We start from the raw sequence: 25,604 nt of genomic DNA on the forward strand, positions 1-25,604 counted from the left end.
ACACCACCCCCACCCACACCACCCTCCACATCACCGGCCACCAAAACACCACCCCCATCTTCACCACCACCCTCACCACCCCCCACACCACAACCACCTAACACCCAGCACGACACACCGGAACCCGACCCCGGAACCGGAGGTCGGAGAGTCAGGGGCCCGGGGGCCCGGAAGGCCGGGGATCGAGGGGCAACAGACCGGGGGCAACAAGCCCAGGAGCCGAGGTAAGCCGAGGGCGCCTGAGACCGAGGGACCAGGAACCGAGCCCAAGCCTAAGAGGACCTAAAGCGTGTATCGAATGTCGGCGGCTGTCCCGGTCACGCTGCAATCGCGTCCTCACTGGCGAGGAACGGATTCAACAGCGTGAGCAGGGTGTGTGGTCGGTGCAGGGGAATGATGTGGCCACAGTCCTCGATGACGTGTCCGGTGAGGTCATCGGTGACGGGGCGGAGTTGGCGTTCCAGCGCGGCGCCGACGGGGTGTGCGCCCAGTGCCATGGTGGGCACCGTCAGGCGGGCGGTGGTGACGGCTTGCGCGATCTGCAGTGCGCTTTCGGGCAGTGCCCGGTAGTAGGAGAACGCGCGGCTCAATGCGGGGCTGCCCGTGTATGCGTGGACAAAGGCGTCCCGGATGGCAGGGGGCACTCCGTCGCCGAGCGTGCCGGTGTGCAGGAACCAGTCGATGTAGGCGGCCTCGTGGCCTTCCAGCACGGTCTCGGCGAGGCCGGGTGCGGCGGTATGGAAGCCGAACCACCACGGTGGCCCGCCGGCCAGGAAGTCCTCGGCGCCGGGCAGCCCGCCCAGCACGGACTCCATGAGGACCAGGCGCCGGACGAGACCGGGGTGGCGCAGGGCGAGGAGGAAGGCCGCCGGGGTACCCGCGTCGATTCCCACTACGGCGGCCGGAGCCACGCCGAGTTCGGTGAGAAGCGCTGCGGCGTCCTCGGCCAGGGTGCCGGCGTCGTACCCGGAGGCGGCCGGGCTGCTCGCGCCGAATCCGCGCAGGTCCGGCGCGATGACGCGGTAGCGGTCGGACAGGCCGGCCATGATGTCCGTCCATAGCTCCCAGGTGTGCGGAAAGCCGTGCAGCAGCAAGACGGCCGGGCCGGATCCGGCGAGGGCGACGTTGAGTTCGACACCATTGACAGGGACACGCCGCAGTTCGGGCACGGAGGGACTCCAGGGGTGGTGAGGGATGGTGACACGGTCACGCTAGGGAACTAGCCTGGTCCTTCCAAGACGGCACTTTCCCCTCAGGTGGTGAGCCCCGGGTGACCACGTCCATGCCCGGCGAACCCGGTCGGCGGCCGGGTGAGCGCGGTGATCTGCTGGACCCCCGCTGCCCGACCCGCCAGTTGCTCGACCGTATCGGCACCAAGTGGACGTCGATGGTGGTCAAGGTGCTGGCCGAGACGGATCCCGGCGAACTCCGGTTCGCGGAACTTCGGCGTCGCATTCCGGGCATCTCGCAGAAGATGCTGTCTGTCACGCTGCAGAGCCTGGTCCGCGACGGCCTGGTCGCGCGCCGCGTGGAACCCACAGTGCCACCCGCCGTCCACTACCGGCTCACCGAGCTCGGCCTGTCCCTCGAAAGGCCGCTCTCCGCCCTGCGGGTCTGGGCCGAGACACACATGCCCGAGATCGACCACAACAACCGGCTCGCCGGAGCCTGACCTCCTCAGCAGGAAGAGCCAGCGACGGCCACAGCCACTCGTCGACGGCCGCAACAAGGACGGTCCCCTCATAGCGGACCGCCAGCCTGCCATAACGCACGGCGACCGCACGGCGCCTTCCGAGGCAGCTGATCCCGCACTCGGCCCCGAAGCGCGCCCGGTAGCCGCCCGGGTCAAAGCGCGGCGGCCAGCCACCACCGGAACGACCCGACCTCATACCCCACCCTCAACGTGACAGCACCCCCGTGCAGGTCCGGTTATTCGACCGGGTTCCCTCTGGCGCCCAAGGTGATTCAGGCAGTACACACGATGCAGCGAGCCAGTGGTGGCACGGGTGAACGGGGGAACGGTATGGATCCGGAGCTTGCGGGCCTTGCTTCCGTAGCGGCTGCGACAGTGGTGCAACTGCTGACGACGGCCGGTTGGGAGCGGGCACAGAACTCGATGGGTGCGCTATGGCGTCGCGTGTACCCAGACCGGGCGGACATGGTGGAGACCGAACTCGAGGAATCCCGTGCGGTGTTGCTTGCCGCACGGCAGGACGCCGACGAACCGGCCGAGGCCGAACAGACCGAAGCGGAGCTGGTCAGCGAGTGGCAGGGGCGGCTGCGCAGGCTACTTGCGGCCGAGCCCGAACTCGCCGCGGAACTGCGCAGGATCCTCGCCGAGGACCTGGGCCCCGAGCCGCCCGGCAGCGGCCGGGACGAGCCGTCGGTGACGGTGTCCGTGCGGGCCTTGGACAGCAGCCGGGTCTACGTCGCCGGGCGCGATCAGCACATCACCGAAGCGGTTGATCGATGAGCCCCGAAGAGCCGCAGGCGGATCGCGACACCGAACCCCCGGACTCCGCAGGCCACCCGGCGGACGGCGCGCACGGCACGCCACGCGCTGCGGGCGAGGGCATCCACATCGAGGCATACGTCCGCGATCACGGAGGCATCAACGTAGCCGGCCGCGACCAGCACTTCCACTACGTCGACGGAGTACGCAAACGCCGCCGCACCGAGGCGGGCAGACCGGTGCCGGACTGCCCCTATCCGGGGCTGGCGGCCTTCGGGCAAGAGCACGAACGGTGGTTCTTCGGACGAGAGGCGCTCGTCGCCGAGTTGACCGACCGCCTCGACCGGCGCCTGGACTCGGGCCGGCTCCAGGCGGTCGTGGCCCCGTCGGGCGCGGGCAAGTCCTCGCTGCTGCGGGCCGGGCTGCTGCCGCACTTGGACCGGGCCGCGCTGCCCGGCTCCGACCGATGGCCGAAACTCTTGCTCACCCCCAGCGCCCACCCGCTCCGTGCCCTGGCTGACCAGATCGTGGCGCTCCGCGGCGCCGGCCCGGAGGTGACGGCCGCGGATCTCGTCGCCGACCCGCCGCGGTGCCTCCCGGTCCTGGCCGAGGCCCTGTGCAACGCCCTGCCGGGACAGCCCACGCGAGCGGTCATCGTGGTCGACCAGTTCGAGGAGCTCTTCACACTCTGTACCGACGAGCAGCAACGGCACTCCTTCGTCACACTGCTCGCCCGCCTTGCGGGCGGTCAGGCCTACCCCGGCACGGAGGGCACCCCGCGGGCCCTCGTGGTCCTGGGCATCCGGTCCGACTTCTACGCCGCGTGCGTCGATCACCCTCCCCTGCGCGCCGCGCTGCAGGACGCCCCGCTGGTCGTCGGCCCCATGACGGACGAGGAATTACGCGAAGCCGTCCTGCTGCCCGCCAGGGACGTGGGGCTCGACGTAGAGGACGGACTGGTCGAGCTGCTCCTGCACGACCTGGGCGCCACCACGGCGATGGGTCCCGCTGGGGAAGCACGCTACGAGGCCGGGCGCCTGCCGCTGCTCGCACACGCCCTGCGGGTCTGCTGGCAGCAGCGGCACGGCGCCACACTCACCGTGCGCGGGTACCGCGACACCGGAGGCATCCAAGGCGCCATCGCCTCGACCGCCGAACACGTCTATAGCGGCCTCGACGACGACGAGCGGCGCGTGGCGCAGTCGCTCTTCCTGCGGATGGTGCGGGTCGGCGACAGCACGAAGGACGTTCGGCGGCGCCTGGGCCGCGCCGAGTTGGCGGATGTCGGCGGCGGCCGTGCCGAGCCGGTGGTGGACGCGTTCACCCGGGCCCGGCTGCTCACCCGCGAGCAGGAAACCGTCGAGATCACCCACGAGGCTCTGTTGCACACCTGGCCCCGGCTGCGCGGCTGGATCGACGCCGACCGGGCCGGGCGCCTCACCCACCAGAACCTGGAGGAGACGGCGGCCACGTGGGACGAGAGCGGCCGTGACCCGGCGCTTCTCTACCGCGGCGGCCCCCTTGAGATCGCGTGCACCTGGGCGCTCAACGCCCCGCCACACAGCCTGAGTTCGGCGGCGCAGGCGTTCCTCGCCGCCGGGGAGCGGGTGCGGCGCCGCACCGCCCGGCAGCGGAACGCGGTCATCGCCGTCCTCGCCGTCCTGACCCTGCTCGCCTCGGGTGCTGCAGGCTTCGCTTTCAAGCAGCAGGGCGAGGCCGTACACCAGCGGGACCTCGCCGTGTACAACCGGGTCGTCGCCGAAGCCGACCGTCTGCGCGGCACGGACCAGTCACTGGCCGCCCAGCTCGACCTGGTGGCGCACCGGATGCGGCCCGGCGATGAGACGTACACCCGGTTGCTGAACTCCGGGAACACCCCGCTGTCCAAGCAGTTGAAGGGCCACACCGAACGGGTCTCGTCGGTGGCGTTCAGCCCGGACGGACGCACCCTGGCCACCGGCAGCGGCGATGCCACGATCCGGCTGTGGGACACCTCCGACCCACGCAGCCCCCGCGCCCTGGGACGGCCGTTGACCGGCTACACCAAGGCTGTGATGTCCGTGGCGTTCAGCCCGGACGGACGCACCCTGGCCACCGCCGGTGACGACCGCGACCGGTGGGTCCGCCTGTGGGACGTGTCCGACCCTTCGGATCCCGAGCCTGTCGGCCAACCACTGACCGGGCATGACGCCGTGATCAGCGGGGTGGCGTTCAGCCCGGACGGCGACCTGCTCGCCAGCAGCTCCGGCGATGCCACGGTCCGGCTGTGGGACGTGTCGGACCCGGCCGATGCCAAGCCCGTGGGCAAACCGCTCAAGGACGGTCCGGGCAGACTCTGGGCAGTGGCGTTCGCCCCGGACGGCAAGACGCTCGCCACCGGGGCCGACGACTTCAAGGCCCGGTTGTGGGATGTGTCCGACCCGAAGAAGCCAAAGCGACGCGGGGCCCCGCTCAAGGGCCACACCAACACCGTCGCGTCCCTGGCGTTCAGCCCCGACAGCCGGACCCTCGCCACCGGCAGCGGCGACTCCACCGTACGGCTGTGGAACGTCGCGGATCCTGACAAGCCCACGCACGCCAACCAACTCCTCAAGGGGCGCAGCACCGTGGTCTCCTCGGTGGCGTTCAGCCCGGACGGGCGGACTTTGGCCACCGCAAGCGCGGACGCGACGGTGCAGTTGTGGAGCGTCTCCGACCCGATACGTCCCAAGGCGCTCGGGCAGGCATGGACGGGGCACAGCAACACCGTCGCGGCGGTGGCGTTCAGCCCCGACGGACACACTCTCGCCTCCGGCAGCTACGACCAGACGGCACGCCTGTGGGACATGCCGCGCACGCTGCTGACCGGCCACATCAACGGTGTGATCGGGGTGGCGTTCGGCCCGGACGGGCGGCTCTTTGCCACCGGCGGTCTGGACGGGGCGGTGCGGCTGTGGGACACGTCGGAGCATGGCCGTCCGAAGCTGCTCGGCCGGGGGTTCCAGGCTCATACCGACGGCGTCAGGTCCCTGGCGTTCAGCCCGGACGGGGAGTTCCTCGCGAGTGCCGGGTATGACGGCGTGATCCAGCTGTGGAACATCTCCGATCCGTCCAAGCCCAAGTACCTGGGTGATCCTCTGACCGGACACGAGGGCGGCATCTGGACCATGGCGTTCAGCCCGGACGGAAAGACCCTGGCCACCGGCGGCCAGGACGCCACGATCCGCCTGTGGGACGTCACGGAGCCGGACCGCGCCGGACCGGTCGGCCGTCCGGTGCGGCACCACGAGGGCATGGTGCTCGCCGTGGCGTTCAGTCCGGACGGCGACATGCTGGCCAGCGGCAGCTACGACGCCACGGCTCAGCTGTGGGACGTCCGCGACCGGGCCGGACCCGAGCGCGTCGGCCGGCCACTGAAGGGCCACATCAACGGCGTCGCCTCCCTTGCGTTCAGCCCGGACGGAAAGACTCTCGTTACCGGCAGCAACGACTTCTCGGTGCGCTTGTGGAACATCTCCATGCCCAGCCGCCCCACCGGCCTCGGCGAGCCGCTGACCGGGCACACCGACTCCGTGTACGCCGTTGCCTTCAGCCCGGACGGCAGCACCCTCGCCACGGGCAGCTACGGCCAGTCGTCGGTGCAGCTGTGGGACGTCCGCACGCCCGCCCGGCCGAGCCGTCGCGGCCTGCCGCTGAACGCCCACACCGACTCCGTGTACGCCGTTGCCTTCAGCCGGGACGGGAAGACGCTGGCCACCGGCAGCCTCGACCAGTCGGCCCGGCTGTGGCAGCTCGACGTGGACACGAGCATCGAGAGAATCTGCGTCGACACCGAGCCCCTCAGCCCCCAGCAATGGCGCCGCTTCGTCGGGGACGGCCCCGCGTACGCCCCGCCGTGCCCCTGACCTGCACAGGCCGGGGCTGATCGGAAGGCGTTGTCACGCTGCTCGTGGGGCCGGTGAGTTGGTGTGTGTGCACGACCATCCCCGGTTGGTATGCACCACCGCCTCCACCAGCGGCATCATCCGCAACAGCCGGTTCCGCTGCGACTCCACCATGAAAACCTCCCGCCGCAACGACCGGCAAGGCTGCGTCGCCCTCGGCCACACCCCCACCTTCGAACTGCCCTCCGTCACCCCGGAGCAGACCTGGCACGTGGAGAAGTCCATGCGGTCCGGACTGCCCGGCGCCCCCGGGCGCCCACTGCACCGCCAGGCCGACAAGGGCAAGCGGGACATCAAGCGGCAGCAGTCCTGCCCCCAAGTCCGGGCCCGTACATGACGCCCGCGCACCACACACAGGCGACACGGACAGACGGCTTGCAAACCGGACTCGGCGGACACGGCAGACGCGACAGGTGCGGCCGGCTCGACAGGCGCTGACAGACGCGGTGTCACGCTTCGGGCAGCCGGCGCGGCCCCCGGGGACTCGGCTCTCTGTAAGATACGAACTCGCCGGTTTTTTTGTGGACCGGGACAGCGGCCGTGCAGGTGAAGGAGGCGAAAGTGGCGAAACAGGACAGAGCCATCCGTACGCGTCAGACGATCCTGGGGGCAGCAGCCCGCGTGTTCGAAGAACACGGATACCAGGCAGCCACCATCACCGAAATCCTCACCACCGCGGGCGTCACCAAAGGCGCCCTCTACTTCCACTTCCAGTCCAAGGAAGACCTCGCCCACGGCGTACTCAGCGAACAGGACCAACGCCTCACCGTCCCCGACCGCCCCTGCAAAATCCAGGAAGTCGTCGACGTCATCATGCTCCACGCCCACCGCCTCCAGACCGACCCCATGGTCCGTGCCGGCGTCCGCCTCTCACTCGACCAGCAAGCACACGACCTCGACCGCAGCGGCCCCTTCCTCAACTGGGCCACCGTCATGCGCGAACACCTCGAAAAAGCACAGACCCAAGGCGAACTCCTCCCCCACGTCCAGCCCGCCGAAAGCGCAGACATCCTCGTAGGAAGCTTCGCCGGCATCCAGGCCATGTCCCAAGCACTCACCGACTACCACGACCTCACCGACCGCGTCCGCGCCCTCCTCCACCACCTCCTCCCCAACATCATCCACGCCTCCATCCTCACCACCCTCGACCTCACCCCCACCCGAGGACAAACCGTCTACAACGAACTCACCACCACACCCCACACCACCACCCCATAACACGCAGCAACACTTGTTCTCGCCGATCATGTCCGGAGCCAGCCGTGAGGGCTGCCGCTGTTGTGGTGCCGAGGAGGGCGTAGCCGCGCCTGTCGAACCAAGTGGTCACGTCCTCCGGCGGAGCTTGGCCGGCCGCACGAGCGTGACCAGCGGAATGTCATCAGGCGGATCGGAAAGCCAGAACTGCACCGACTCGCCCTCGGCGGCAGGCCATTCGGTCGGCACCCAGCACTCCGGCAGCTCCGGCCCAAAGGCGCGCTCGCGGATCCCACGGCGCCCGCGTACTGCCGCACCACACAGGCCGACGCATCGCCGTCATCGAGGAAGCCCGTGGCAAACGGTCCGCGTCCGCGTTCCGGGCGGCCGTGAGGCACCGGCCGCCCGGAACGGCCGTTCGCGGAACTCTCAGACGCGGTAGGGGTTGCGCAGATAGGTCAGGCTCAGATCGCCCGTGTTGCCGAAGTACCGGGAGACCAGGTACGCGGGATCCGTCGCGATCACGCCCGCCTGGAGGTCGCTGCCGTCGTTCATGTCGTCCCAGGTCCAGGGGGTGTGCGCCGCGTTGGCCTTGCCGTTGTCCCCGCGGAACGCGCCCCACCCGGCGTACGTCTCACTGCTGTTGCGACGGCCCCAGAGACTGTCGGAGGCGGTGAGGTCGGTGAGTCCGTACCGCGCGTCGCGGTCGTTGCCGCCGGTCGGGACCGAACCCGCGCCTCGGCTCGGCTTGAAGACGATTCCGTCGCCGCCCGGGAAGTCGGCGCCGTTCCAGGCGTAGGCACCGTGACCGCGCGCTTCCTGGAAGCTCGTCGGGTGCGCCGCACCGTCGTAGGCCTGCATGATCACCGTGCCGTCGATGCTTTCGCGGCCGTTGGTGAAAGGGCTGCCGGGCGGCGTGTACGAGTAGAAGTTGTCGTGTGCGAGCGTCACAACCGCCTGAAGGGCGCCGTACTCGCTTCCGTCCTTACGGACGACCTCCAACTGGCCCTCCATGTCGTTCTCGTGGGAGAAGAGGTTCAGCGGGTAGTCCTTCCAGTCCCGGGGGTGGAAGAAGGCATAGGTGATGTACCAGTGCGTCCCGGTCTCGACCACCGAGTAGTACGCGGTGCCCGTCAGCCGTGAGGTGTTGGCGTCGAGGTTCTCCCAGTTGTTGAGAGTGTTCCAGTCGCCGTCGTAGTTCACCGGCGCCAGGTAGTCGGCGGAGTAGTACTTCGATGAGGTGTCCTGGTAATGCAGGGGCGCCCAGCGGTAGGCGAGGTCGGCGTCACTGGGGGCGGCCTGTGCCGGCGGGGCGAAGAGCAGTGTGGTGGCGCCCACGAACGCGGCAGACAGGGTGGCCAGGGCGGATCTCCAACGGGTCACGGTGGTCCTTCGGTAGGGAGGTCGGAGTGGCGACTCCCCATGATCGGGACCGGCAGGCCCTGCGCGAAGCCCTGGACAGTGAATGTTCAACGGCGAGAGGTGATTGTTCACCCGGGCGCTTCGGAGCGTACCCAAGTTCCCTTGGATCCCCGGATGTTGTGTCCTTCGGCGAACGGTCGCAGTGACAGCAACACGAACGCATGGAAACGGCACCTTCGATCGGATTCACGCGCAGCCGACAATGCCGGCGGCATCACCGCGGACCGGTATGCGGAGATCGTCGCTGAGCTGCGCGAACTGGTCCGCACCGCTTGGCGGAGGACATCGGCCCTGTCCTATTCGTCGGTGAACGAAGCCCGGTGGGCACCGTGTCGAAGCAACCCAAGGACCGTCGACGGATTGGCGGAGAGGGAGAGAGCAGCGGCGATGCCGAGTCGGGAGCGGCCGAGCGGCCCTGGAGAGGTTGTCACCACCGTCGGTACACGGTGGCTTTGCTACCCGTCACCAGGCTCGCCGGCGGCACGTCGTCGGCCACGACCGCGCCGGCGGCGACCACGGCGTCACGGCCAATGCTGACGCCGGGCAGGATCGTGGCACCGGCTCCGATCCACACGTTCTCCGCCACGTCGATGGGTGCGCCGGTGAGGTACAGCCGCCGCTCCTCGGGATCGACCGGGTGGCCGCCGGTGATGAACGTGACCTTCGGGCCGACCATCACACGCTCACCGAGCCGGATGCCGGCATAGTCCAGGAACGTGCAGTTCTGGTTGATGAACACACGCTCGGCGAGGTCGAGGTGAAGGCCATGGTCCGTGTAGAAGGGCGGATAGATCGTGACTCTCGGCGGCAGTGGCTTGCCGAGGATCTGTTCGAACAGTTCCGCCTTGCCCGCTTCGTCCTCGAAAGGCAGAACGTTCAAGCGGGAGGTGAGCCCGGTGACCCGCAGGACTCGCTCGGCCATCGCCTGGAACTCGTCGCTGTGGATACGCATGAGACGGTCGCTGGACATGCCACGATCCTTTCTTGGTGTGTCGGTGACTGGAGAAGGTCCGCTCGGTGCCGCTGGAGGCTGCTGTCAGCAGCCTGTCGAGTCACCTTTGTCGGGACGGGACCGGGACCGGGACCTGCGAACGTGAGCGATGTCGCCGTCGCCGTCACTATCGCTGTCGCCGTCGCCGTGTCGTGGCGCCGTTGCCCAGGAAGGGAGCCAGACCGGCTCGGGCACCCTTGGCAGGCTTTCCAGGTGGCTGATGATTCCGCGGAGCCCTGGATGTGGATGCGTTCTGGAGAGGATGAGCGAGAGTGGGTACGCGAGAGTCGGACCCACGACAGGGACGCGGCGCAGGTCGTAGTTCGTCGGCCAGATGTACCGGTCGCGTGCCCCAACGAGGGTGGCCACATCCGCGGAGTCCGCGAGGGTGTCCAGGAGTACTTCGTCCCCGAAGTGCGGGCCCGCCGCGTCGATGCGTAGGTCGAAGTCGGTGGCGAGCTGATCGTAGAACTCCGCCCATTCACTCAAGGGTGCGATACCCGGCACCCATATCCGGTGCTTACGCAGCTGCGATGGCGTCAGTCGTCGCGCGGAGGCGAGCGGATGTCCCGGGCCGACGAGAAGTTCCAGCGGGGAGTCGAACGCGTGGATCATCCGCACGTCGGGCGGCAGCAGGCCAGGGTCGGTGACGGTACGGAACGAGGCGTCGATGTCGCCCGCTTCGACGGCGGCGACCGCCACGCGTGGGTCGTCGACTCTGAGGGTCACCACGTCGAGATGGGTTTCGGGATGCGCCTGCCAGTACTCGTGCAGAACAACGGACTGCGCGCTTCGCAGGCCGAGAACATCGATCCGAAGGGCCCGGGAGCCCGGCCTGACCGCAGCGATGGCGCGCTCGACTCCCGCGACGATGCTTCGTGCGTGGGGAAGGAATGCCTGACCGTCGAGCGTCATCTCAACCCCTCGCGCGGTACGTGTGAACAGGCGCACTTCCAGCGCGCGCTCCAGCGCGGCGATCCGCTTGGAGACCGCCTGCTGTGTCACGCCCAGCTCGTCGGCCGCCTGTTGGAACCGTCCGAGCTCGGCCGCCCGGACGAACGATCGCAATCCCTCGGTGTCCACTGGTCCATCGTAGGGTGGCCCAACCAATCGTTGTGGCTCGCCGAGGATCGGTTGTCTGATCGCCCCTGCGTGGCTGTTGTGCTTCACAGGTCCGAACCGTCGGTTGTCGTGAGGCGCCGTGGTGCGGCGAGGGTGGTGAGCCGGTCCGTCCAGTGTGAGTGTGGCCGGGCACGTCAGTTGGCGGGCTGAGCGGTGCGCTCGGCGAGCGAGTCGAGCTCTGTGTGGAGACGGTTTATGCGTTTGTCGTTGCGGGGCGGTGTGCATAGGGTCGGCGGCATGGCGACACGGCTTGTTCAAATTGCGATGAACGCTCGGGATGACTCCGCGCTCGGCCGGTTCTGGGCGGAGGCGCTCGGCTGGAGCATCGACAGCGAGGAACCCGGTGTGACGAACCTCGAACCCGTGGGCCTTGTCTATCCGGACCCCGTCGCCCTCTGCGTCGACGTCCTTCGCGTCCCGGAACCCAAGACGGTGAAGAACCGCGTGCACGTCGACCTCGCCACCACCTCCGCGGCCCATCAGGCAGAGCTGGTCGCGCGCCTCCAGGTTCTCGGCGCGACGCCCGCCGACGTGGGCCAGGGCGACGTCCCGTGGACGGTTCTGGCCGACCCGGAGGGCAACGAGTTCTGCGTGCTGGAGCCGCGATCGATCTACCGGGACACCGGGCCGATGGCCGCGGTGGTGGTCGACTGCGCGGATCCGCGGGCCATGGCCCGGTTCTGGGGCGAGGCGATGGACTGGACTCTGCACAAGGTGACGGACGATCAGGCGGTGCTGCGTTCCGCCGAGGGTGTCGGCCCGTATCTGGAGTTCCTCCGCACATCCGACACGAAGACCGTGAAGAACCGCATCCATCTCGACCTCCGCCCGTACCCCGGTGACGATCAAGCGGCGGAGGCGGCCCGGCTGCGGGCTCTCGGCGCCACCGACATCGATCTCGGCCAGGGCGACGTACCGTGGACGGTCCTCGCCGACCCGGAGGGCAACGAGTTCTGCGTCCTCACCCCGCGCTGACACGAAGGCTTCACGGCACTACGCTGCTGTGTCGTGCAGGAGACGCGTCTCGACACAGCTCGGATCCGGGCGGCTCGCCGGGTCATCGACCCGATTTTTCTCGACACCCCGCTGTACCGCTGCGAGGCACTGGAGCCCGACCTCGGGTGCACGGTGAGCATCAAGCTCGAAACGGCGAACCCGGTCCGCAGCTTCAAGGCCCGCGGCACCGAGGTCGTCGCGAGCCGACTCGCCGACCACGGCCCGCGAGCCGTGGTGTGTGCCAGCGCGGGCAACCTCGGCCAAGCCCTCGCTTGGTCCGGTCGCGGCCGGGGGCTCGACGTGACCGTCGTGGCGTCCCGCTTCGCGACGGTGACCAAGCTGGATCGCATTCGCGCGTTGGGCGCCGAATTGGAACTGGTCGACGGCGACCACGAGATGGCCCGTGAGCGGGCGGCGGCCATCGCGCGGTACGACGGCATCCGGCTGGTCGAAGACAGTCTCGACATCGAGACCTGCGAGGGCGCGGCGACCATCGGTCTGGAACTGGTCGGCTCCGTGCCGTCGTTCGACACCGTCCTGATCGCTCTCGGCGGCGGGGCGCTGGCCACCGGCGTGGGTCATGTGGTGAAGTCCTTGGCGCCCGACGTCGAGGTGATCTGCGTCCAGCCGCTGGGCGCACCGGCAATGACACACTCGTATCGCAGGCGGCGTGTCGTCACGACCGACTCGACCGACACCATCGCTGACGGCGTCGCCGGCCGGTTTCCCATCCCGGCCGTCCTGGACGATCTGCTGCTGGTCGCCGACGACGCCGTCCTGGTCCAGGAGACGTCGATCATCGCCGGTATGCGGATGCTCCTCGACCGCGCCGGGCTCGTCGTCGAGCCGTCGTCCGCGCTCGGTATCGCGGCGATCCTCGAAGACCGTGAGCGCTTCGCCGGCCGGCATGTGGTCACCATCGTGTGCGGCAGCAACGTCGACGTGGACGCGTATCACCGCTGGGTCGGTGCGCCTGCCACCCACAGATCCTGACAACTACTCGCGGGGGGACAAGGCTGCTACCAGGGCACACCACCGGGCGCCGGACGGCGTCCCAGGGTAGATGCCGACGGTCCCGCGCATCCCATGTGCGTGCCCGGCGCACCACATGCGCACATTCCCGCCTTGGGGTCCGATATCGAGATCGGACCGATGTGGCCGTAAGCAACTGTGCGGGCTGGTTCGATGTCGTGGACTCCCCCATACGCATCGTCATACGAGAACGGAGACGTCCAGGCATGAATACACCACCCCCGCCATCCGGGTCGGAGCGGACCGGCGGATCGTCCGTCCGGGCCGGCGAATCGTCCGTCCGGATCGGCGCTCTCGTTCCGCTGACCCGGCCCGGCTGGGTCGAGGCCGGCCACCACCTGCTCGCCGGGCTTGAGTTGGCCGCCGGCGAAGTCAATGAGGCAGGAGGGATCGACGGAAGACCACTGGAGCTTGTGGTCCGGGACACCGCGGCCGATCCACACAGGGCCACGTCAGCCGTGGACGAATTGGCCGGCCTGGGTGTGGCCGCCGTGGCCGGGGAGTATCACAGCGTCGTCGCTCGCGCCGCTGCCACCAGGGCCGACGCCCTCGGCCTGCCGTTCCTCTGCTCGTCAGCGGTTCTCGACGCGCTCACCGAACAGCCAACGGAATGGGTCGCACGCCTCGCTCCGCCGCAGTCCCGCGGCTGGCAGGTCTACGCGGACTTCCTGCTCGGCGCGGGCCACCGCCGCATCGCCGTAGCGGCCCAGCCCAGTGTCTACTGGGCAACGGGGACCCGCGTTCTGCGCGACTACCTCACCCCACGCGGCGGCACCGTCACCGCACTCGACATGCGCGCGCTCACCCCCGCGGCCGTGTGCGACGCACTCGTCGACAGTCGCGCGACAGCCCTCCTCCTTCTGGTCGGCCACCCGGAGCCGGCAGTGCCGATCGTCAGGTCCGTCCGCCTCGACGAGCGCCTCGCCGGGATCATGATCGGTGCTCCGGCCGGGCAACCGGAGTTCGCCACATGGGCGACGTCGCTGGACGACGACGGCGCCGGCGTCCCGTTCCTGCGCTATCTGCCCGAGCGCCTCACCCCACTCGGCGCACGCGTCGGGAAGGCCCTCCGCGAGCGGCTGGGCGAAGCGCCCTCCTTCGTCGCATTCGAGGGCTACGACACGGTTGTCGTCCTCGCCGATGTGCTGCGCTCTCACGGCGCGGACCGGGCGCGCACCGCGGAAGCCTGGCCGCGCGTCGCGGTCGTAGGTACCCGCGGGCGGATCCAGTTCTCCCGCGTGCCAGGCGTCAGTGTTTGGCAATGGGCCGGCACACCGATCCACGTCGTCGACCGGGATCCGGCGGCACCCGATCGCTTCCGGATCCTTCACTCCAGCCGAGAGAAGTGAGAGAAGAGGGCGGACCATCTGCCCAGATCCGTCCGGCCGTCCAGATGCGTGCGAACGGTTCCGCGCCGTCGTGGCTTCGATGTCGGTGGGCACGCAGGAGCACGCCCCGTCCTTCGTGGCCCTCGTCCCGCTGAACCGCTCAGTGCGGTGTCGTCACGCCCGCTGGTCGATCACTTCGCCTGGGCGAGCAGGACCGCGTCGGGACCGGCGGGGAAGCGCAGCTGACCGGTCGTGTCGTGCGCGGCTCGCCACACCGCCTCGGCGACGTCGCTCTCCCTGGTGAACACGTCCTGCGCCATGAAGCCGTCCATGGCTTTCTTCGCGAACGCCGCGTACGGCGCCGGAACGAGCTCGTCCAGGGAGCCGCCGTTCGTCGCCCTGGCCGCGAAGTTCGTCGTCAGGCAGGCCCCCGGCTCGACCGTCTTCGCCCGCACACCGAACGGTTCGACTTCGAGCGCGAGAGACGCGGTGAACCCCTCGACGGCCATCTTGCTCGCCTTGTAGACGGCCGAGAGCGGCATGTGCCCCAGCACCACACTGGAGGTCACATTGACCACCACGCCGGAGCCACGCTCGCGGAACTGGGGCAGCACCGCCTGCGTCGTCGCCATCACACCGAACGTGTTGGTCTCGAAAACCTCCCGCACCCGGGCCATGGGGGTGCCCTCGAACACACTGATCGAGGGCACCCCCGCGTTGTTGACCAGGACATCGATGGGGCCCGCCGCCTCGAACACGGCGGTGATGCTCTCGGGCTCGGTCACGTCGAGCTCGACGACGCGGAGCCGGTCCGATTCAGGAAGGACGTCCGGACGCGGCGTCCGCATCGTGGCGATGACGTTCCACCCCTGCGAGTGGAAGTGGTGGGCGGTCTCCCGCCCGTACCCGGAGGAGGTACCAGTGATCAGAACCGTCTTCATGATGTGCCCCTTGCGATGTGATGGGATCCCGTCCGGATGGACAGGTACTCTCCGGATGGACAGGTACTTTCCTGGTTCCCGGGAGAACCAGTGATCCCATTGAACCGCTCTGACCTGCGCGGATAGTAGAGCTATCCTCGCCGCTCCTTGCACGATCCTCCTGTGCGGCCCGCCCGGCTCAGGGCAGGAGGTGCGCCGGGGTGCGTACGGTGTTCCGCAGGACGGCGGCGTCCTGGCTGGGGGGTGCGCCGAACTGGCGGCGGTATTCCCGGCTGAATTGTGAGGGGTTGTCGTAGCCGACACGTCGGCCCACTCCGGTGACATCTCCGGGGTGGGTGGCCAGCAGCAACCGGGCCTCCTGAAGCCGGATCTGCTTCTGGAACTGGATGGGGCTCATCGCGGTCACCGCCTGGAAGTTGCGGTAGAAAGCGGAGACACCCATGCCGGACTGCCGCGCCACATCCTCGACCCGGAAGGGCTGCGCGTAGTGCTCGCGGATCCAGCGCACGGCCCGCGAGATATGGCTGAGGCTGCTGTCGGCCAGGCCGAACTGACGAACCGTCGCACCCTGCTCACCGGTGATCAGACGCCACAGGATCTCGCGCTTGACCAGCGGGGCCAGTACAGCCCGGTCGCGGGGCTCGTCGAGCAGGCGCAGCAGCCGGACCACCGCGTCCAGCAGCGCGGCCGGAGCGTCGCTGACGGCGATCCCCGACGGCGCGCCGCCACTCATGCGGGGTGTGTCCCCATGCCCGGCCCCAAGCAGCAACTCGGCTACGGCGGACGGTTCCAGGACGAGGCCGAACCCCAGCGCCGGCTGCTCGGGGTCGGCCTGGAGGAACTGCCCCGTGACCGGCAGATCGACGGATGCGACCAGATACTGCCCTGGCCCGTACTCGAACACCCTCTCCCCCAGGGCGAGGCGTTTGGCGCCCTGGGCGATGACCGCCAGGACCGTACCGGACATCGAGGGTGCCGGCGGATCGGGGCGATCGACCTTCGAGATGAGGACACCGTCGACGGCGGTGGTCCAGTCGGGCCGTGCGTGGCGGGCCAGCAGGGTGCGGAGTTCGTCGAGGTCCATGCGTCCATTGCAGCACCATTCCGCACCATGGCTCCCGCGGCCGCGAGGATCGTGCACGTACGCACGAGCATCGGTCTAACGTTTCCGCAGGTCACATCGGTTGAATGGAATCACCGCACTCCATCACCGAAGAAGAAGGCATCCATGATCGTCAATTACGGCTTCAACGCGACGCTGACCGCCAGGCCGGCCATGGGCGACCAGCTCGTCGACCTGCTGCTGACCGGACTGAACGAGGGCAGTCCCGGCGCGAGCGAACACTGTCTCGTCTACCTCGTCTCCCGCTCCGCGTCCGACCCCGACGTCGTCCACGTCACCGAAGGCTGGACGAGCGAAGAGGACCATCACCGCGTCTTCGCCGGCGAGACCGCCCAGGCCATCGTCGCGCGGATCGGCCCACTGCTCGCCAAGGACTCCGCGTACACCGACTACGTCCCGGTCCGCGGCAAAGCCGCCTTCTGACCCGCCGAAGACCCACACCGCAGTTCGTGACGCCCGCACCGCGGCTCCTGCTGCCTCGGCGCCCGCCGAGGCGACCCCTTCCCACCCGACCGTCCGCCACCACCCACGAAAGGCGACGACCATGACCACGGCACGCCCCGCCCTCGACCCCGAACTGCGCGAACTCTCGGCCGACATGCCGCTGATGTCCCAGCTCAGCCCTGAAACGCTGGCACAGGTACGGCCCTTCTCCTCGATGCCCGTCGAACCCCTCCTCGAAGGGCGCGCGATCGACCGACGCGAGGTCACCGTTCCGAGTCCGGACGGCACCCCTATCCCCATGTCGATCTTCAGCCCCGCGCACACCGATCGCACCACCGCCGCACCCTGCGTCTACTGGATGCACGGCGGTGGGATGGTGATGGGCGACCGCTTCTCGCAGATCGACATCCCGCTGGAGTGGCTCGACGAGTTCGGCGTCGTCGTGGTCTCCGTCGGCTACCGGCTCGCGCCCGAGGCCACCGGCACCATTCCGGTCGATGACTGCTACCAAGGGCTGCTCTGGATCGCCGGCCACGCCGCCGAGCTGGGCATCGACCCCGCCCGGATCATCGTCGCGGGCGCCAGCGCGGGCGGCGGCCTCGCCGCCGGGGTCACCCTGCTGGCCCGCGACCTCGGCGCCCCGGCGATCGCCGCCCAAGTCCTGATCGGCCCCATGCTCGACCACCGCAACACCACCACGTCCAGCGGCCAGTACTCGAACGGGCCCGGTGTCTGGACCCGCGAGATGAACGCGTTCGGATGGCGCTGCCTCCTCGGCGGCCTCACGGACGACGAGGTACCCGCGTACGTCTCCCCCGCCCTGGCCGACGACCTCTCGGGCCTGCCGACCACCTATATCGACACCGGCTCCGCCGAGGTCTTCCGCGACGAGGACACCGCCTACGCGACCCGCCTCTGGGCGGCCGGCGGCCAGGCCGAACTCCACGTCTGGGCAGGCGGCTTCCATGGATTCGACGCTCTGTACCCGCAGGCACCCATCTCGGCCACGGCCCGCCGAACCCGCACCGACTGGCTCGCCCGGGTCCTGCTCACGAACCCCGCCGCGTAGCACCACCGAAAAACTGAGGACGTGGTGGGCGTGAATGCCTTTTTGCCGACCTTGCCCTTGGGCCCGTCTCATGAGACACGGAACTGTGGGGCGAGTGCTGCGGGCGTGAAGGACGGTGCCGGTGTACGGATTCGACTACGCGAAGCGGTCGTGGTCTGCCAGCACCGCGTCGATCACACGACGATGGATGGCAGCCCGTTCGTCGCGGGGATCCGTGCACTCGGATACCGTCAGCGCGGACTTCCACAGTGCCCAGCCCCTGGCCCTGGCCCACGTGCCGTCGTCCTGTCCGACCGCTCGGCGGAACACCTCGCGGCTGTCGTCCTGGAACATGGTCCAGGCGATGGTGAGGTCACAGGCCGGATCGCCGACGCCCGAGGTGCCGAAGTCGATGACGGCCGACAGTTCGCCGCCGTCGACGAGCAGGTTGTTGCCGCCGACGTCGCCGTGGAACCACACCGGCTTCCCCCGCCATTCGGCGGCGAGTGCCGCCTGCCAGACCTCGGTGGCCCGCGCGCCGTCGACTCGGCTGCCCAGAGCGGCGATGCACCGGTGCGTCTCGTCGTCGTAGTGGGCGGGTGACGCGCCGCGGTAGAAGCTGTGTGCCCCCGCGAGGGGGCCCTCGGTGGCGTCGCAGTGCTGTAGGGCGAGAAGGAATCCGGCCACGTCGGCGGCGAACCGGGACAGGTCGTCGATGCGTTCGAGGGAGGCGGTCTCGCCGGGCAGCCAGCCGCGTACCGACCAGGAATACGGATATCCCTCGCCCGGGGCCCCCTTGGCCAGGACGGCGGGCACCGCCACCGGCAGGGAGGGGGCCAGGCGAGGCAGCCAGTCACACTCCTTGTCGACAGCGGCGGCGTAGCCGGCGGCGGTGGGCAGACGGACTGTCATGTCCTCACCGAGGCGGTAGGTGCGGTTGTCCCAGCCGTCCACCGCCACCGGGACGACCGGCAGACGCGCCCATTGGGGAAACTGCGTGGCGATGAGCCGCTTGACCAGCGCCGCGTCGATTCCTGCGCGCCCGTCGGGAACAGTCGAAAGCATCCGCCGATCATCACAGGTGCGGCCGTATGAGGCAACGGAATAGCGACATGGGGACACGCCCGAGCATCTGGAGAACCGCCGGACTTCGTCTCGTACCACCAGCCCTCGCGGGTCCGGTCATCAAGGGACCGCGCGATCCTCGCCCAGTCCTCGGCGTTCAGCCCTTGGAGGGACCAGACCCCAGCACTCTGGTGGTGAAGTCCGCCAACTGCGCACGCATTCTCTCGCGCGGCACGCGCTCCTCTCCGGCCAGATGCTCGACGAGGTCGGCCCGGGTGGCGGCGAGCAGGGCGTGGGCGGTGAAGTCGCCGTCGGCCAGACCGGGGATCTGCTCCAGTACGGCTCGGAGCAGGCCGTGCCATCGCTCATAGTGCTCCGCCTGGTACGGGCTGCTGCCCCCGCCCTCCTCCAGGGCCAGCATGAGGCCGCGGTTGTCGAGTTTGAAGCACAGGACGGCGTCGAGCAGGGCGGGTACGCGCTGTTGCGGTGGGGTGGCGGGTCCCAGAGGCGGCGGGCCGGTCTCGACGGCCTCTCCGACCGGTCGGAGCCGTGCCTCGTACAACGCGCGGAGCAGCCCGGGGCGGTCTCCGAAGGCTCGGAAGAGTGTGCCTTTGCCGACGCCGGCCGCTGCCGCGATGTCGGCCATGGTGACGTCTTCGGGACTGTCGCGGCGGGCGAAGAGGGCGTCAGCTGCCGCGAGGACGGCTTCCCGGTTACGGGCGGCGTCCTTGCGGGGCTTGCGCTCGGTCATGCTGCTCCTCCAGTTGCAAAGCGGACCCCGGGTCCGTATCGTAAAAGCGGACCCGGGGTCCGGATTCTATCTATGGAGGATACTCATGTCCGCACCGACTTCTCCGGCGGATCTTTTCCGCCACAGCCTGCGACTGCTGCTGGACAAGGACATTCCCGGCTGGGTCGGCCTGTGGGCCGAGGACGGCATCATGGAGTTCCCCTTCGCCCCCGACGGCCGGCCCGAGCGGCTGGAGGGCAAGGAGGCCATCGCCGCCTACATGCGCCACTATCCCGACCACATCGATCTGCACGACTTCCCCGCCCCGCTGATCCACCGGACCACCGATCCGGAGACCATCGTGGTCGAGATGCGCGGTGTCGGCCGCCTGGTGCAGACCGACCTCCCCTTCGACATGACCTACATCGCGGTCGTGACCGTTCAGGACGGGCTCATCACCTCCTACCGTGACTACTGGAACCCGCTCGCACTCGAAGCCGGCACCGACTTCGCCGGGAGCAGCCGATGACAACCACCGGCACCTCCCTGGTCATCGGCGCGACCGGCACCACCGGCAGCCGCACCGCCGCGCGGCTGACAGCCGCCGGCCACCGCGTCAGAGCCGCCGGCCGTCGTGCCACCCCGGTCCCCGGCGCGGAGCCGGTCCCCTTCGACTGGTACGCCCCCGCCACCCACGCCGCCGCCCTCGACGGGGCCGACCGCGTCTATCTCATACCGCCCCTGGGCGACTCGGACCCGGCGGCAGTCATGCTGCCGTTCCTCCGGCAGGCCCGCGGCGCGGGCGTACACCGCGCCGTGCTCCTCAGTTCCTCGGCCATTCCCAAGGGCGGCCCGGCGGTGGGAGCGGTGCACCAGGCCCTGCCCGATCTGTTCGAACAGTGGGCGGTGCTGCGGCCCTCGTGGTTCATGCAGAACTTCACCGGGACGCACGCGCACGCCGTGAGCATCCGTGAGGACGGCATCATCCGGACCGCGACCGGGAGCGGGCGGGTCGGTTTCGTCGACGCCGAGGACATCGCGGCCGTCGCCGTCCATGCCCTGACCGACGAACACGCCCCCAACACCGATCTCGTCCTCACCGGGCCGGAGGCCCTCAGCTACGACGACATCGCCGCGATCACCACCGAGGTCACCGGCCGGCCCGTGGTCCACCGCCGTCTGTCCTACGAGCACATGCGCGATCAGCTCGCGGCGCTGATACCGGTGGAGTTCGCCACGCTGCTGGCCGACATGGACCGTGCCATTGCCGAGGGAGCCGAGAACCGCGTCACCGACACCGTCCAGCGCCTCACCGGTCGGCCCGCACGCGGCTTCCGTGCCTTTCTCGAAAGCGAGACCCGATGCTGAGATGAGACGCGGCGGCCGAGTTTCCAGGACGATCAGCGGTTCCGGTTCGGCACGCGGCCGTGACACCACGGTGCCGGCCATGGCGGAGCGGCCGTACCCGACGGCCCGTGCTCCTCCGTTGGGCGGTGGATGCGCCGTGGCAGCCGTTCCCGACTCGGCGCGGCTCGGAAGCGCGGAGATTTCAGCGGTGCGGGCCTGCCACGGCGTCCATCGGGACGCCGTGCTTGTTCAGATAACGCCGAATGCGCACGACCTTGGCATAGCCGCTCAGAAACGCCCAGAGGGCCAGGACGAGGGCACCACCGAGGATGGCGATCCGCCCGCTCCCCTCAAGGTGTGTCCAGATGGTCAATCCGATTCCCAGGAGGCCCAGCACAACCCCGTAGACCATGCGTATCCGCGCTTGGTTGACTTCAGACCTGATCTCCACCCGTAGGGCCGGTGTCATCGGATGCGGGCCGTCCGGTCCTTCGTTCGACCACCGCTTCATGTGTCCCCCCTGGGAGTGATGGCGCAGGAACGGTACTCCGTGCAGCGGTCGGTTTGGCCACCCGCGGCTGTAGCGCCGCTGGATTCCAGGTCAACTCTGCCCGCTTTTACTCCTGGCAGCCTCGATTGCCGCATGAGCACGATTCCCTCCACCCCACAGGCCCTGATCAGCAGTCAGAATTCCGACGCGCCGCCGGCCATGTACGCGTTCGTCAGGTCGCTCCTCCATTGACGGCAGCTCACCGCGTGGCGATGATTGAGAGCGCTCTCTGTCGTGGACATGATCAGGAGGACCTGATGTCCCCTACGCGATGGCTCGCCGGCATCGTTCCCCTCGGACTCGTCGGCGCACTGATCCTCGGGCAGGCCGTGACCACCGCCGGACCCGCAGAAGCCGTCACCGCGGTGACCGACGACGGGCCGTCCACGCTCGGCCGCCCCCTTGTCGGCGGCGCCGACCCGAGCGTCATCAAGGTCGGTGACCTCTACGTCTCCGCCAAGTCCGTGGACGGCGGTATCGCGGTGCGGTCGGCGTCCACCCTGGAGGGCGTCGCCACCGCGCCCAAGCACCAGGTGTGGCAGGACACCGGCAACCTCGGCGAGGTCTGGGCCCCCGAGATCGTGCACCACGACGGTCAGTACCGCATCTACTTCGCCGCCGGCAGCGGCGCGGCCCACCGGATGTACCACATCAGCTCGTCCGGCCCGGACACCGGCTACTCCGCCGCCACCGAAGTCGCCCTGCCCGACGACAAGTGGGCCATCGACGGGGCGCCCTTCACCTTCGGCGGCCAGCGCTGGTTCGTGTGGTCCGGCTGGTCCGGCGACACCAACGTCGAACAGAACCTGTACATCGCCCGGATGAGCGGTCCCACCACGACCACCGGTGGCCGTTACGTCATATCGCAGCCACGCGAGCCGTGGGAGCGGGTCGTGGGCAACCCCTACATCAACGAGGCACCGCAGCCGATCGTCGACCCCAGCGGGCAGTTGCACATCGTGTACTCCGCGAACGGGAGCTGGAGCAGCCAGTACTGCATCGCCGATCTGCGGCTGCGGGCCGGCGGCGACCCGACGTACGTGTGGGACTGGTACAAGAGCAACGGCTGCCTGTTCGGCTCGCACGCCCCGACCATGATGCCGGGCTGGGACCCCACGCTGAAGGTCGACGGTCCCGGCCACCACACGTTCGTCCTGCCGCGCGGTGACGCCGCCGCCGGCCCGCCGTCCGGCAACCGGTTCCCGACGATGTTCCACGCGGTCGCCAAGGGCACACCGTACTCATGGGCCAACCGCTACTGGTACACCGGCACGGCCGTCTGGTGGGGCGACACCACGTACCGCCGGGCCAATGTCCCCGGCGCCACCAGCACCGTCGGGTACAGCCTCAAGTTCTTCGAGTGAGAACCGGCCCCGGGCTGGTCGCGACCGCCTCCGCGAACCGTCGGTGCGCCGTCACCAGCCACGCCTCTTGCTGTCCGATGCCCCTCGCGAGGAGGAGTCCGCCCATGGTCGACCCGCCCGCACTCTCCCGACGTCGCTTCCTCGGAGCGACAGGCGCGATCGGACTCACCGGTGTATTCGGGGCCGGGACGACGGGCACCGCTCTGGCGGCGGACGGCAGCAGCGTCGTCCCCATCAACTGGCCTGACCTGGGCTCCTACTCAGGGGCGGACGCCGCCGGAACCCGCGTGACCGCCGTCCTCGCGGGCAGTGCCCGTTATCTGATCGGACCCTGGTACGCCGCCAACTACACCCACTACCTTCCCGACGGCTACATCGACCTCAAGGGAACGGACGAGCGGGCTGTCCGGCTGCCCGCCATGGCCGCCGTCGCCGCCACCACGGCCCTGGTCACGGACACATACGACCCGCGGACGCTGTCGGCCGCGAACGCCACCATCCGAACCCGCAACCTGATCCGAACCCTCGCCGCCCGGCACCGGGCCAACAACACCAACACCGGGAACCGTTGGGGCGGCGGGTGGCAGACCGCCCTGTGGGCGTACTACACGGCGCTGGCAGGCTGGCTCTTCTGGGACCGGCTGGACGCCACCACACGCGATCATCTCGTCGCCATGCTGGTATGGGAAGCGGACCGGCTGACCACCGGCAACGGCGTCCACCTCATCGGGACCAGCGGTGATCAGCTGTACATGACCCGCCGCGACGGCACCGTCGTCACCCCCGGTGACAGCAAGGCGGAAGAGGACAACTGGAGCGCCGCCGCACTCTCCCTGGCCGCCTCGATGATGCCGGGCCACCCCGGAACCGCCCGCTGGACGCGTCGCACCATCGAACTCCTGCTGGCCGCGGCGACCAGACCGGCCGACCTCACCGGCAGCGAGACCATCAACGGCATCCGGTTGTCCTCCTGGCTCCAGGGGACGAACATCGCCGACGACGGAACACTGGAGAACCACGCACGGCTGCACCCGCTGTACATGGTGGCCTTCGACCAGAGCCTCTACCAGGGGTTCGTCTTCGGCCTGGCGAACCGGGCCGCGCCGCGGGCCGCGCTGCACAACATCAACCGGACGTACGCCGCGCTGGTGGAGAAACCCTTCCCGCTGCCCGGCGGAGGCACCAGCCCGATCTACCGCGAGAACTCGGCGGAGATCCACTACCCCGAGGGCAACGACTGGGGGTCACACTTCCCCTTCTACTTCGGCAACTTCGACCTCCTGGTCTCCCTCACCGGGCAGGACCACGACATCTCCCCGTCCGCCGCCGAGTGGGAGCGACTGCACAACAACGCGCAGCTCTCTCTCATGTCCCGCTTCACCGACGGCCGAACCTACGGCGCCGCAGGCGAGAACACCTACTACGGGCGGGAGCACCGCATCGGCGCCATGGCGGGGCAGACGTATCTCACGCTGTTCCTGGCCCGCAACTCAACCGGCAACCGACTGCGCTGGACCTGAGACCGATCCGGGCCTCGCTGCCGCCGAGGGGCATGGACCGTCCCAGGACCGCGTCGTGGCCCGCCGTATCTTCCTGGCTTCCCCGTGGGCAGTCACCTCGGCCCTGTCAGGAGCCGGTACATGCACCTCGGCGGTGAAGCCGACCGGCACCTTCACCCGCAGGCGGACCCCCCCGGCCGCGACCCAGGCCACCGACACTTCACCGCGGACGGTGCGCGGCGAGGTACGGGCCCAGCCGACCCCGACCCGGGCGTCGGGCTGCACGGTGAAGGTCCGGTAGCCGTCGCTTCCCGGACGCGGTCCTGCCACGTTCTCGTAGAGCCACTGGACAACCGTCCCCTTGACGTAGTGGTTGTGTGAGCGGTTCCGCGGTACGCGCCAGTACTCCCACATGGTGTCGGCACCGTTCTCGAACCAGTGACCCCAGCTGGGGTAGGCACGCTGGATCGCGACCTTGAACCCGGACATCGCAGGACGATTCACCCGGGCTCATCCACGAGAGTCAGAATAATCGGATGGCGATGTCGAGAATCCGTGGCCGGCTCCGTCCCAGCGGTGAACGCGGCCACAATGGGTCGCACCAGCACGAAGGAGAAACACGATGGCCAAGTACTTGCTGCTCAAGCACTACCGCGGCGCCCCGGCCTCGGTCAACGACGTGCCCATGGACCGGTGGACGCCGGAGGAGATCTCGGCCCACGTCCAGTACATGAACGATTTCGCGGCCCGGCTCGAGGAGACCGGCGAGTACGTCGACAGCCAGGCGCTCGCCCCCGAGGGAACGTTCGTCCGGTACGACGGGGAGGGCCGCCCTCCGGTCACCGACGGCCCGTTCGCCGAGACCAAGGACGTGATCGCCGGCTGGATGGTGATCGACGTCGACAGCTACGAGCGCGCCGTCGAGCTGGCCGGGATCCTGTCCGCCGCCCCCGGGGCCGGCGGGGACCCGATCCACGAGTGGCTCGAGCTGCGCCCGTTCCTGACCGAGCCGCCCACCATCACGGAGTGACTT

General features: G+C 69.2%; 25 protein-coding genes. 15 read left to right on the forward strand and 10 right to left on the reverse strand.

The features are described from left to right. Positions 1–317 precede the first annotated feature (317 nt). Positions 318–1,169: an alpha/beta fold hydrolase gene (locus ACIOGX_RS26270; RefSeq protein ID WP_383975485.1), complete on the reverse strand. Its 852-nt coding sequence runs from the start codon at positions 1,167–1,169 to the stop codon at positions 318–320. A gap of 101 nt (positions 1,170–1,270) precedes the next feature. On the opposite strand from ACIOGX_RS26270, the gene ACIOGX_RS26275 reads away from it, so the two are divergent. The 5 genes from ACIOGX_RS26275 to ACIOGX_RS26295 all read left to right on the forward strand — a co-directional run bounded on the left by ACIOGX_RS26275 (position 1,271) and on the right by ACIOGX_RS26295 (position 7,593). Continuing rightward, complete coding sequence (locus tag ACIOGX_RS26275; RefSeq protein ID WP_383975482.1) at positions 1,271–1,672, forward strand: winged helix-turn-helix transcriptional regulator; 402 nt, start codon at positions 1,271–1,273, stop codon at positions 1,670–1,672. A gap of 351 nt (positions 1,673–2,023) precedes the next feature. After that, positions 2,024–2,473 carry a hypothetical protein gene (locus ACIOGX_RS26280; protein ID WP_356518776.1) on the forward strand — a complete coding sequence of 150 codons (450 nt, stop codon included), beginning with the start codon at positions 2,024–2,026 and terminating at the stop codon, positions 2,471–2,473. Beyond that, on the forward strand, positions 2,470–6,336 hold the full coding sequence (locus ACIOGX_RS26285; protein WP_401916706.1) for a hypothetical protein: 3,867 nt from the start codon (positions 2,470–2,472) through the stop codon (positions 6,334–6,336). The genes ACIOGX_RS26280 and ACIOGX_RS26285 overlap by 4 nt, the downstream gene beginning before the upstream one ends. Before the next feature lie 85 nt (positions 6,337–6,421). Next, complete coding sequence (locus ACIOGX_RS26290) at positions 6,422–6,712, forward strand: hypothetical protein (protein WP_401916709.1); 291 nt, start codon at positions 6,422–6,424, stop codon at positions 6,710–6,712. A 224-nt stretch (positions 6,713–6,936) separates the two neighbouring features. Next, positions 6,937–7,593: a ScbR family autoregulator-binding transcription factor gene (locus ACIOGX_RS26295; RefSeq protein WP_401916712.1), complete on the forward strand. Its 657-nt coding sequence runs from the start codon at positions 6,937–6,939 to the stop codon at positions 7,591–7,593. Between the two features lie 405 nt (positions 7,594–7,998). Here the strand turns inward: ACIOGX_RS26295 and ACIOGX_RS26300 are convergent, their stop codons facing one another. The 3 genes from ACIOGX_RS26300 to ACIOGX_RS26310 all read right to left on the reverse strand — a co-directional run bounded on the left by ACIOGX_RS26300 (position 7,999) and on the right by ACIOGX_RS26310 (position 11,065). Then, the gene (locus ACIOGX_RS26300) at positions 7,999–8,952 is read right to left on the reverse strand and encodes a hypothetical protein (RefSeq protein WP_401916715.1); all 954 of its coding nucleotides are present in this window, start codon (positions 8,950–8,952) and stop codon (positions 7,999–8,001) included. Positions 8,953–9,418: 466 nt separating this feature from the next. Beyond that, a complete protein-coding gene (locus ACIOGX_RS26305) occupies positions 9,419–9,961 on the reverse strand; it encodes a DapH/DapD/GlmU-related protein (RefSeq protein ID WP_401916718.1) in 543 nt (180 codons plus the stop codon). Positions 9,962–10,027: 66 nt separating this feature from the next. Then, a complete protein-coding gene (locus ACIOGX_RS26310) occupies positions 10,028–11,065 on the reverse strand; it encodes a LysR family transcriptional regulator (protein WP_401916721.1) in 1,038 nt (345 codons plus the stop codon). 276 nt (positions 11,066–11,341) lie between these two features. Here ACIOGX_RS26310 and ACIOGX_RS26315 point away from each other — a divergent pair, with 276 nt between their 5' ends. The 3 genes from ACIOGX_RS26315 (at position 11,342) to ACIOGX_RS26325 (ending at position 14,481) form a co-directional block, all read left to right on the forward strand. Then, on the forward strand, positions 11,342–12,079 hold the full coding sequence (locus tag ACIOGX_RS26315; protein ID WP_401916724.1) for a VOC family protein: 738 nt from the start codon (positions 11,342–11,344) through the stop codon (positions 12,077–12,079). A gap of 33 nt (positions 12,080–12,112) precedes the next feature. Then, complete coding sequence (locus ACIOGX_RS26320) at positions 12,113–13,093, forward strand: threonine/serine dehydratase (protein WP_401916727.1); 981 nt, start codon at positions 12,113–12,115, stop codon at positions 13,091–13,093. A 245-nt stretch (positions 13,094–13,338) separates the two neighbouring features. Further along, complete coding sequence (locus ACIOGX_RS26325; protein ID WP_401916729.1) at positions 13,339–14,481, forward strand: ABC transporter substrate-binding protein; 1,143 nt, start codon at positions 13,339–13,341, stop codon at positions 14,479–14,481. 170 nt (positions 14,482–14,651) lie between these two features. On the opposite strand, the gene ACIOGX_RS26330 is transcribed toward ACIOGX_RS26325, so the two are convergent. Continuing rightward, a complete protein-coding gene (locus ACIOGX_RS26330; protein WP_401916732.1) occupies positions 14,652–15,401 on the reverse strand; it encodes an SDR family oxidoreductase in 750 nt (249 codons plus the stop codon). 178 nt (positions 15,402–15,579) lie between these two features. After that, positions 15,580–16,485, reverse strand: a complete 906-nt coding sequence (locus tag ACIOGX_RS26335) for an AraC family transcriptional regulator N-terminal domain-containing protein (protein WP_383964141.1) — start codon at positions 16,483–16,485, stop codon at positions 15,580–15,582. A 144-nt stretch (positions 16,486–16,629) separates the two neighbouring features. Here ACIOGX_RS26335 and ACIOGX_RS26340 point away from each other — a divergent pair, with 144 nt between their 5' ends. Beyond that, the gene (locus ACIOGX_RS26340; RefSeq protein ID WP_356513736.1) at positions 16,630–16,947 is read left to right on the forward strand and encodes an antibiotic biosynthesis monooxygenase; all 318 of its coding nucleotides are present in this window, start codon (positions 16,630–16,632) and stop codon (positions 16,945–16,947) included. Positions 16,948–17,068: 121 nt separating this feature from the next. After that, on the forward strand, positions 17,069–18,037 hold the full coding sequence (locus ACIOGX_RS26345; protein WP_401916735.1) for an alpha/beta hydrolase: 969 nt from the start codon (positions 17,069–17,071) through the stop codon (positions 18,035–18,037). Positions 18,038–18,172: 135 nt separating this feature from the next. Here the strand turns inward: ACIOGX_RS26345 and ACIOGX_RS26350 are convergent, their stop codons facing one another. Both ACIOGX_RS26350 and ACIOGX_RS26355 read right to left on the reverse strand, forming a co-directional pair. Next, entirely contained in the window at positions 18,173–19,081 is a 909-nt protein-coding gene (locus ACIOGX_RS26350; protein ID WP_356513732.1) for an aminoglycoside phosphotransferase family protein, read from the reverse strand. Between the two features lie 157 nt (positions 19,082–19,238). Next, positions 19,239–19,832: a TetR/AcrR family transcriptional regulator gene (locus tag ACIOGX_RS26355; RefSeq protein ID WP_401916739.1), complete on the reverse strand. Its 594-nt coding sequence runs from the start codon at positions 19,830–19,832 to the stop codon at positions 19,239–19,241. 85 nt (positions 19,833–19,917) lie between these two features. Here ACIOGX_RS26355 and ACIOGX_RS26360 point away from each other — a divergent pair, with 85 nt between their 5' ends. Together ACIOGX_RS26360 and ACIOGX_RS26365 are read left to right on the forward strand one after the other, a co-directional pair. Next, a complete protein-coding gene (locus tag ACIOGX_RS26360; protein WP_401916742.1) occupies positions 19,918–20,340 on the forward strand; it encodes a nuclear transport factor 2 family protein in 423 nt (140 codons plus the stop codon). Continuing rightward, positions 20,337–21,179: an NmrA family NAD(P)-binding protein gene (locus ACIOGX_RS26365; RefSeq protein WP_401916745.1), complete on the forward strand. Its 843-nt coding sequence runs from the start codon at positions 20,337–20,339 to the stop codon at positions 21,177–21,179. The genes ACIOGX_RS26360 and ACIOGX_RS26365 overlap by 4 nt, the downstream gene beginning before the upstream one ends. A 181-nt stretch (positions 21,180–21,360) precedes the next feature. Here the strand turns inward: ACIOGX_RS26365 and ACIOGX_RS26370 are convergent, their stop codons facing one another. Beyond that, positions 21,361–21,531 (reverse strand): hypothetical protein, encoded by a 171-nt coding sequence (locus ACIOGX_RS26370; protein ID WP_401916748.1) that lies wholly within the window; start codon positions 21,529–21,531, stop codon positions 21,361–21,363. Positions 21,532–21,965: 434 nt separating this feature from the next. Here ACIOGX_RS26370 and ACIOGX_RS26375 point away from each other — a divergent pair, with 434 nt between their 5' ends. Next, positions 21,966–23,072 carry a glycoside hydrolase family 43 protein gene (locus ACIOGX_RS26375; RefSeq protein ID WP_356513723.1) on the forward strand — a complete coding sequence of 369 codons (1,107 nt, stop codon included), beginning with the start codon at positions 21,966–21,968 and terminating at the stop codon, positions 23,070–23,072. Positions 23,073–23,176: 104 nt separating this feature from the next. Then, positions 23,177–24,592, forward strand: coding sequence for a hypothetical protein (locus tag ACIOGX_RS26380; protein ID WP_401916751.1), 1,416 nt, complete (start codon positions 23,177–23,179; stop codon positions 24,590–24,592). On the opposite strand, the gene ACIOGX_RS26385 is transcribed toward ACIOGX_RS26380, so the two are convergent. Then, entirely contained in the window at positions 24,563–25,060 is a 498-nt protein-coding gene (locus tag ACIOGX_RS26385) for an alpha-L-rhamnosidase C-terminal domain-containing protein (RefSeq protein ID WP_401916754.1), read from the reverse strand. The two genes, ACIOGX_RS26380 and ACIOGX_RS26385, sit on opposite strands and share 30 nt — an antisense overlap. A 133-nt stretch (positions 25,061–25,193) precedes the next feature. On the opposite strand from ACIOGX_RS26385, the gene ACIOGX_RS26390 reads away from it, so the two are divergent. Further along, positions 25,194–25,601 carry a YciI family protein gene (locus ACIOGX_RS26390; RefSeq protein WP_356513717.1) on the forward strand — a complete coding sequence of 136 codons (408 nt, stop codon included), beginning with the start codon at positions 25,194–25,196 and terminating at the stop codon, positions 25,599–25,601. The last annotated feature ends 3 nt before the right edge of the window (positions 25,602–25,604 follow it).

Source organism: Streptomyces sp. NPDC088147, from assembly GCF_044741565.1.
GTDB lineage: Bacteria > Actinomycetota > Actinomycetes > Streptomycetales > Streptomycetaceae > Streptomyces.

Bases quoted from the DNA above. Each gene is read 5' to 3' on its own strand.
- ACIOGX_RS26345 (WP_401916735.1), top strand. From the start codon at position 17,069: ATGACCACGGCACGCCCCGCCCTCGACCCCGAACTGCGCGAACTCTCG.
- ACIOGX_RS26325 (WP_401916729.1), top strand. From the start codon at position 13,339: ATGAATACACCACCCCCGCCATCCGGGTCGGAGCGGACCGGCGGATCG.
- ACIOGX_RS26330 (WP_401916732.1), bottom strand. From the start codon at position 15,401: ATGAAGACGGTTCTGATCACTGGTACCTCCTCCGGGTACGGGCGGGAG.
- ACIOGX_RS26375 (WP_356513723.1), top strand. From the start codon at position 21,966: ATGTCCCCTACGCGATGGCTCGCCGGCATCGTTCCCCTCGGACTCGTC.
- ACIOGX_RS26350 (WP_356513732.1), bottom strand. From the start codon at position 19,081: ATGCTTTCGACTGTTCCCGACGGGCGCGCAGGAATCGACGCGGCGCTG.
- ACIOGX_RS26365 (WP_401916745.1), top strand. From the start codon at position 20,337: ATGACAACCACCGGCACCTCCCTGGTCATCGGCGCGACCGGCACCACC.
- ACIOGX_RS26315 (WP_401916724.1), top strand. From the start codon at position 11,342: ATGGCGACACGGCTTGTTCAAATTGCGATGAACGCTCGGGATGACTCC.
- ACIOGX_RS26305 (WP_401916718.1), bottom strand. From the start codon at position 9,961: ATGTCCAGCGACCGTCTCATGCGTATCCACAGCGACGAGTTCCAGGCG.
- ACIOGX_RS26360 (WP_401916742.1), top strand. From the start codon at position 19,918: ATGTCCGCACCGACTTCTCCGGCGGATCTTTTCCGCCACAGCCTGCGA.
- ACIOGX_RS26355 (WP_401916739.1), bottom strand. From the start codon at position 19,832: ATGACCGAGCGCAAGCCCCGCAAGGACGCCGCCCGTAACCGGGAAGCC.
- ACIOGX_RS26335 (WP_383964141.1), bottom strand. From the start codon at position 16,485: ATGGACCTCGACGAACTCCGCACCCTGCTGGCCCGCCACGCACGGCCC.
- ACIOGX_RS26340 (WP_356513736.1), top strand. From the start codon at position 16,630: ATGATCGTCAATTACGGCTTCAACGCGACGCTGACCGCCAGGCCGGCC.
- ACIOGX_RS26380 (WP_401916751.1), top strand. From the start codon at position 23,177: ATGGTCGACCCGCCCGCACTCTCCCGACGTCGCTTCCTCGGAGCGACA.
- ACIOGX_RS26390 (WP_356513717.1), top strand. From the start codon at position 25,194: ATGGCCAAGTACTTGCTGCTCAAGCACTACCGCGGCGCCCCGGCCTCG.
- ACIOGX_RS26285 (WP_401916706.1), top strand. From the start codon at position 2,470: ATGAGCCCCGAAGAGCCGCAGGCGGATCGCGACACCGAACCCCCGGAC.
- ACIOGX_RS26280 (WP_356518776.1), top strand. From the start codon at position 2,024: ATGGATCCGGAGCTTGCGGGCCTTGCTTCCGTAGCGGCTGCGACAGTG.
- ACIOGX_RS26385 (WP_401916754.1), bottom strand. From the start codon at position 25,060: ATGTCCGGGTTCAAGGTCGCGATCCAGCGTGCCTACCCCAGCTGGGGT.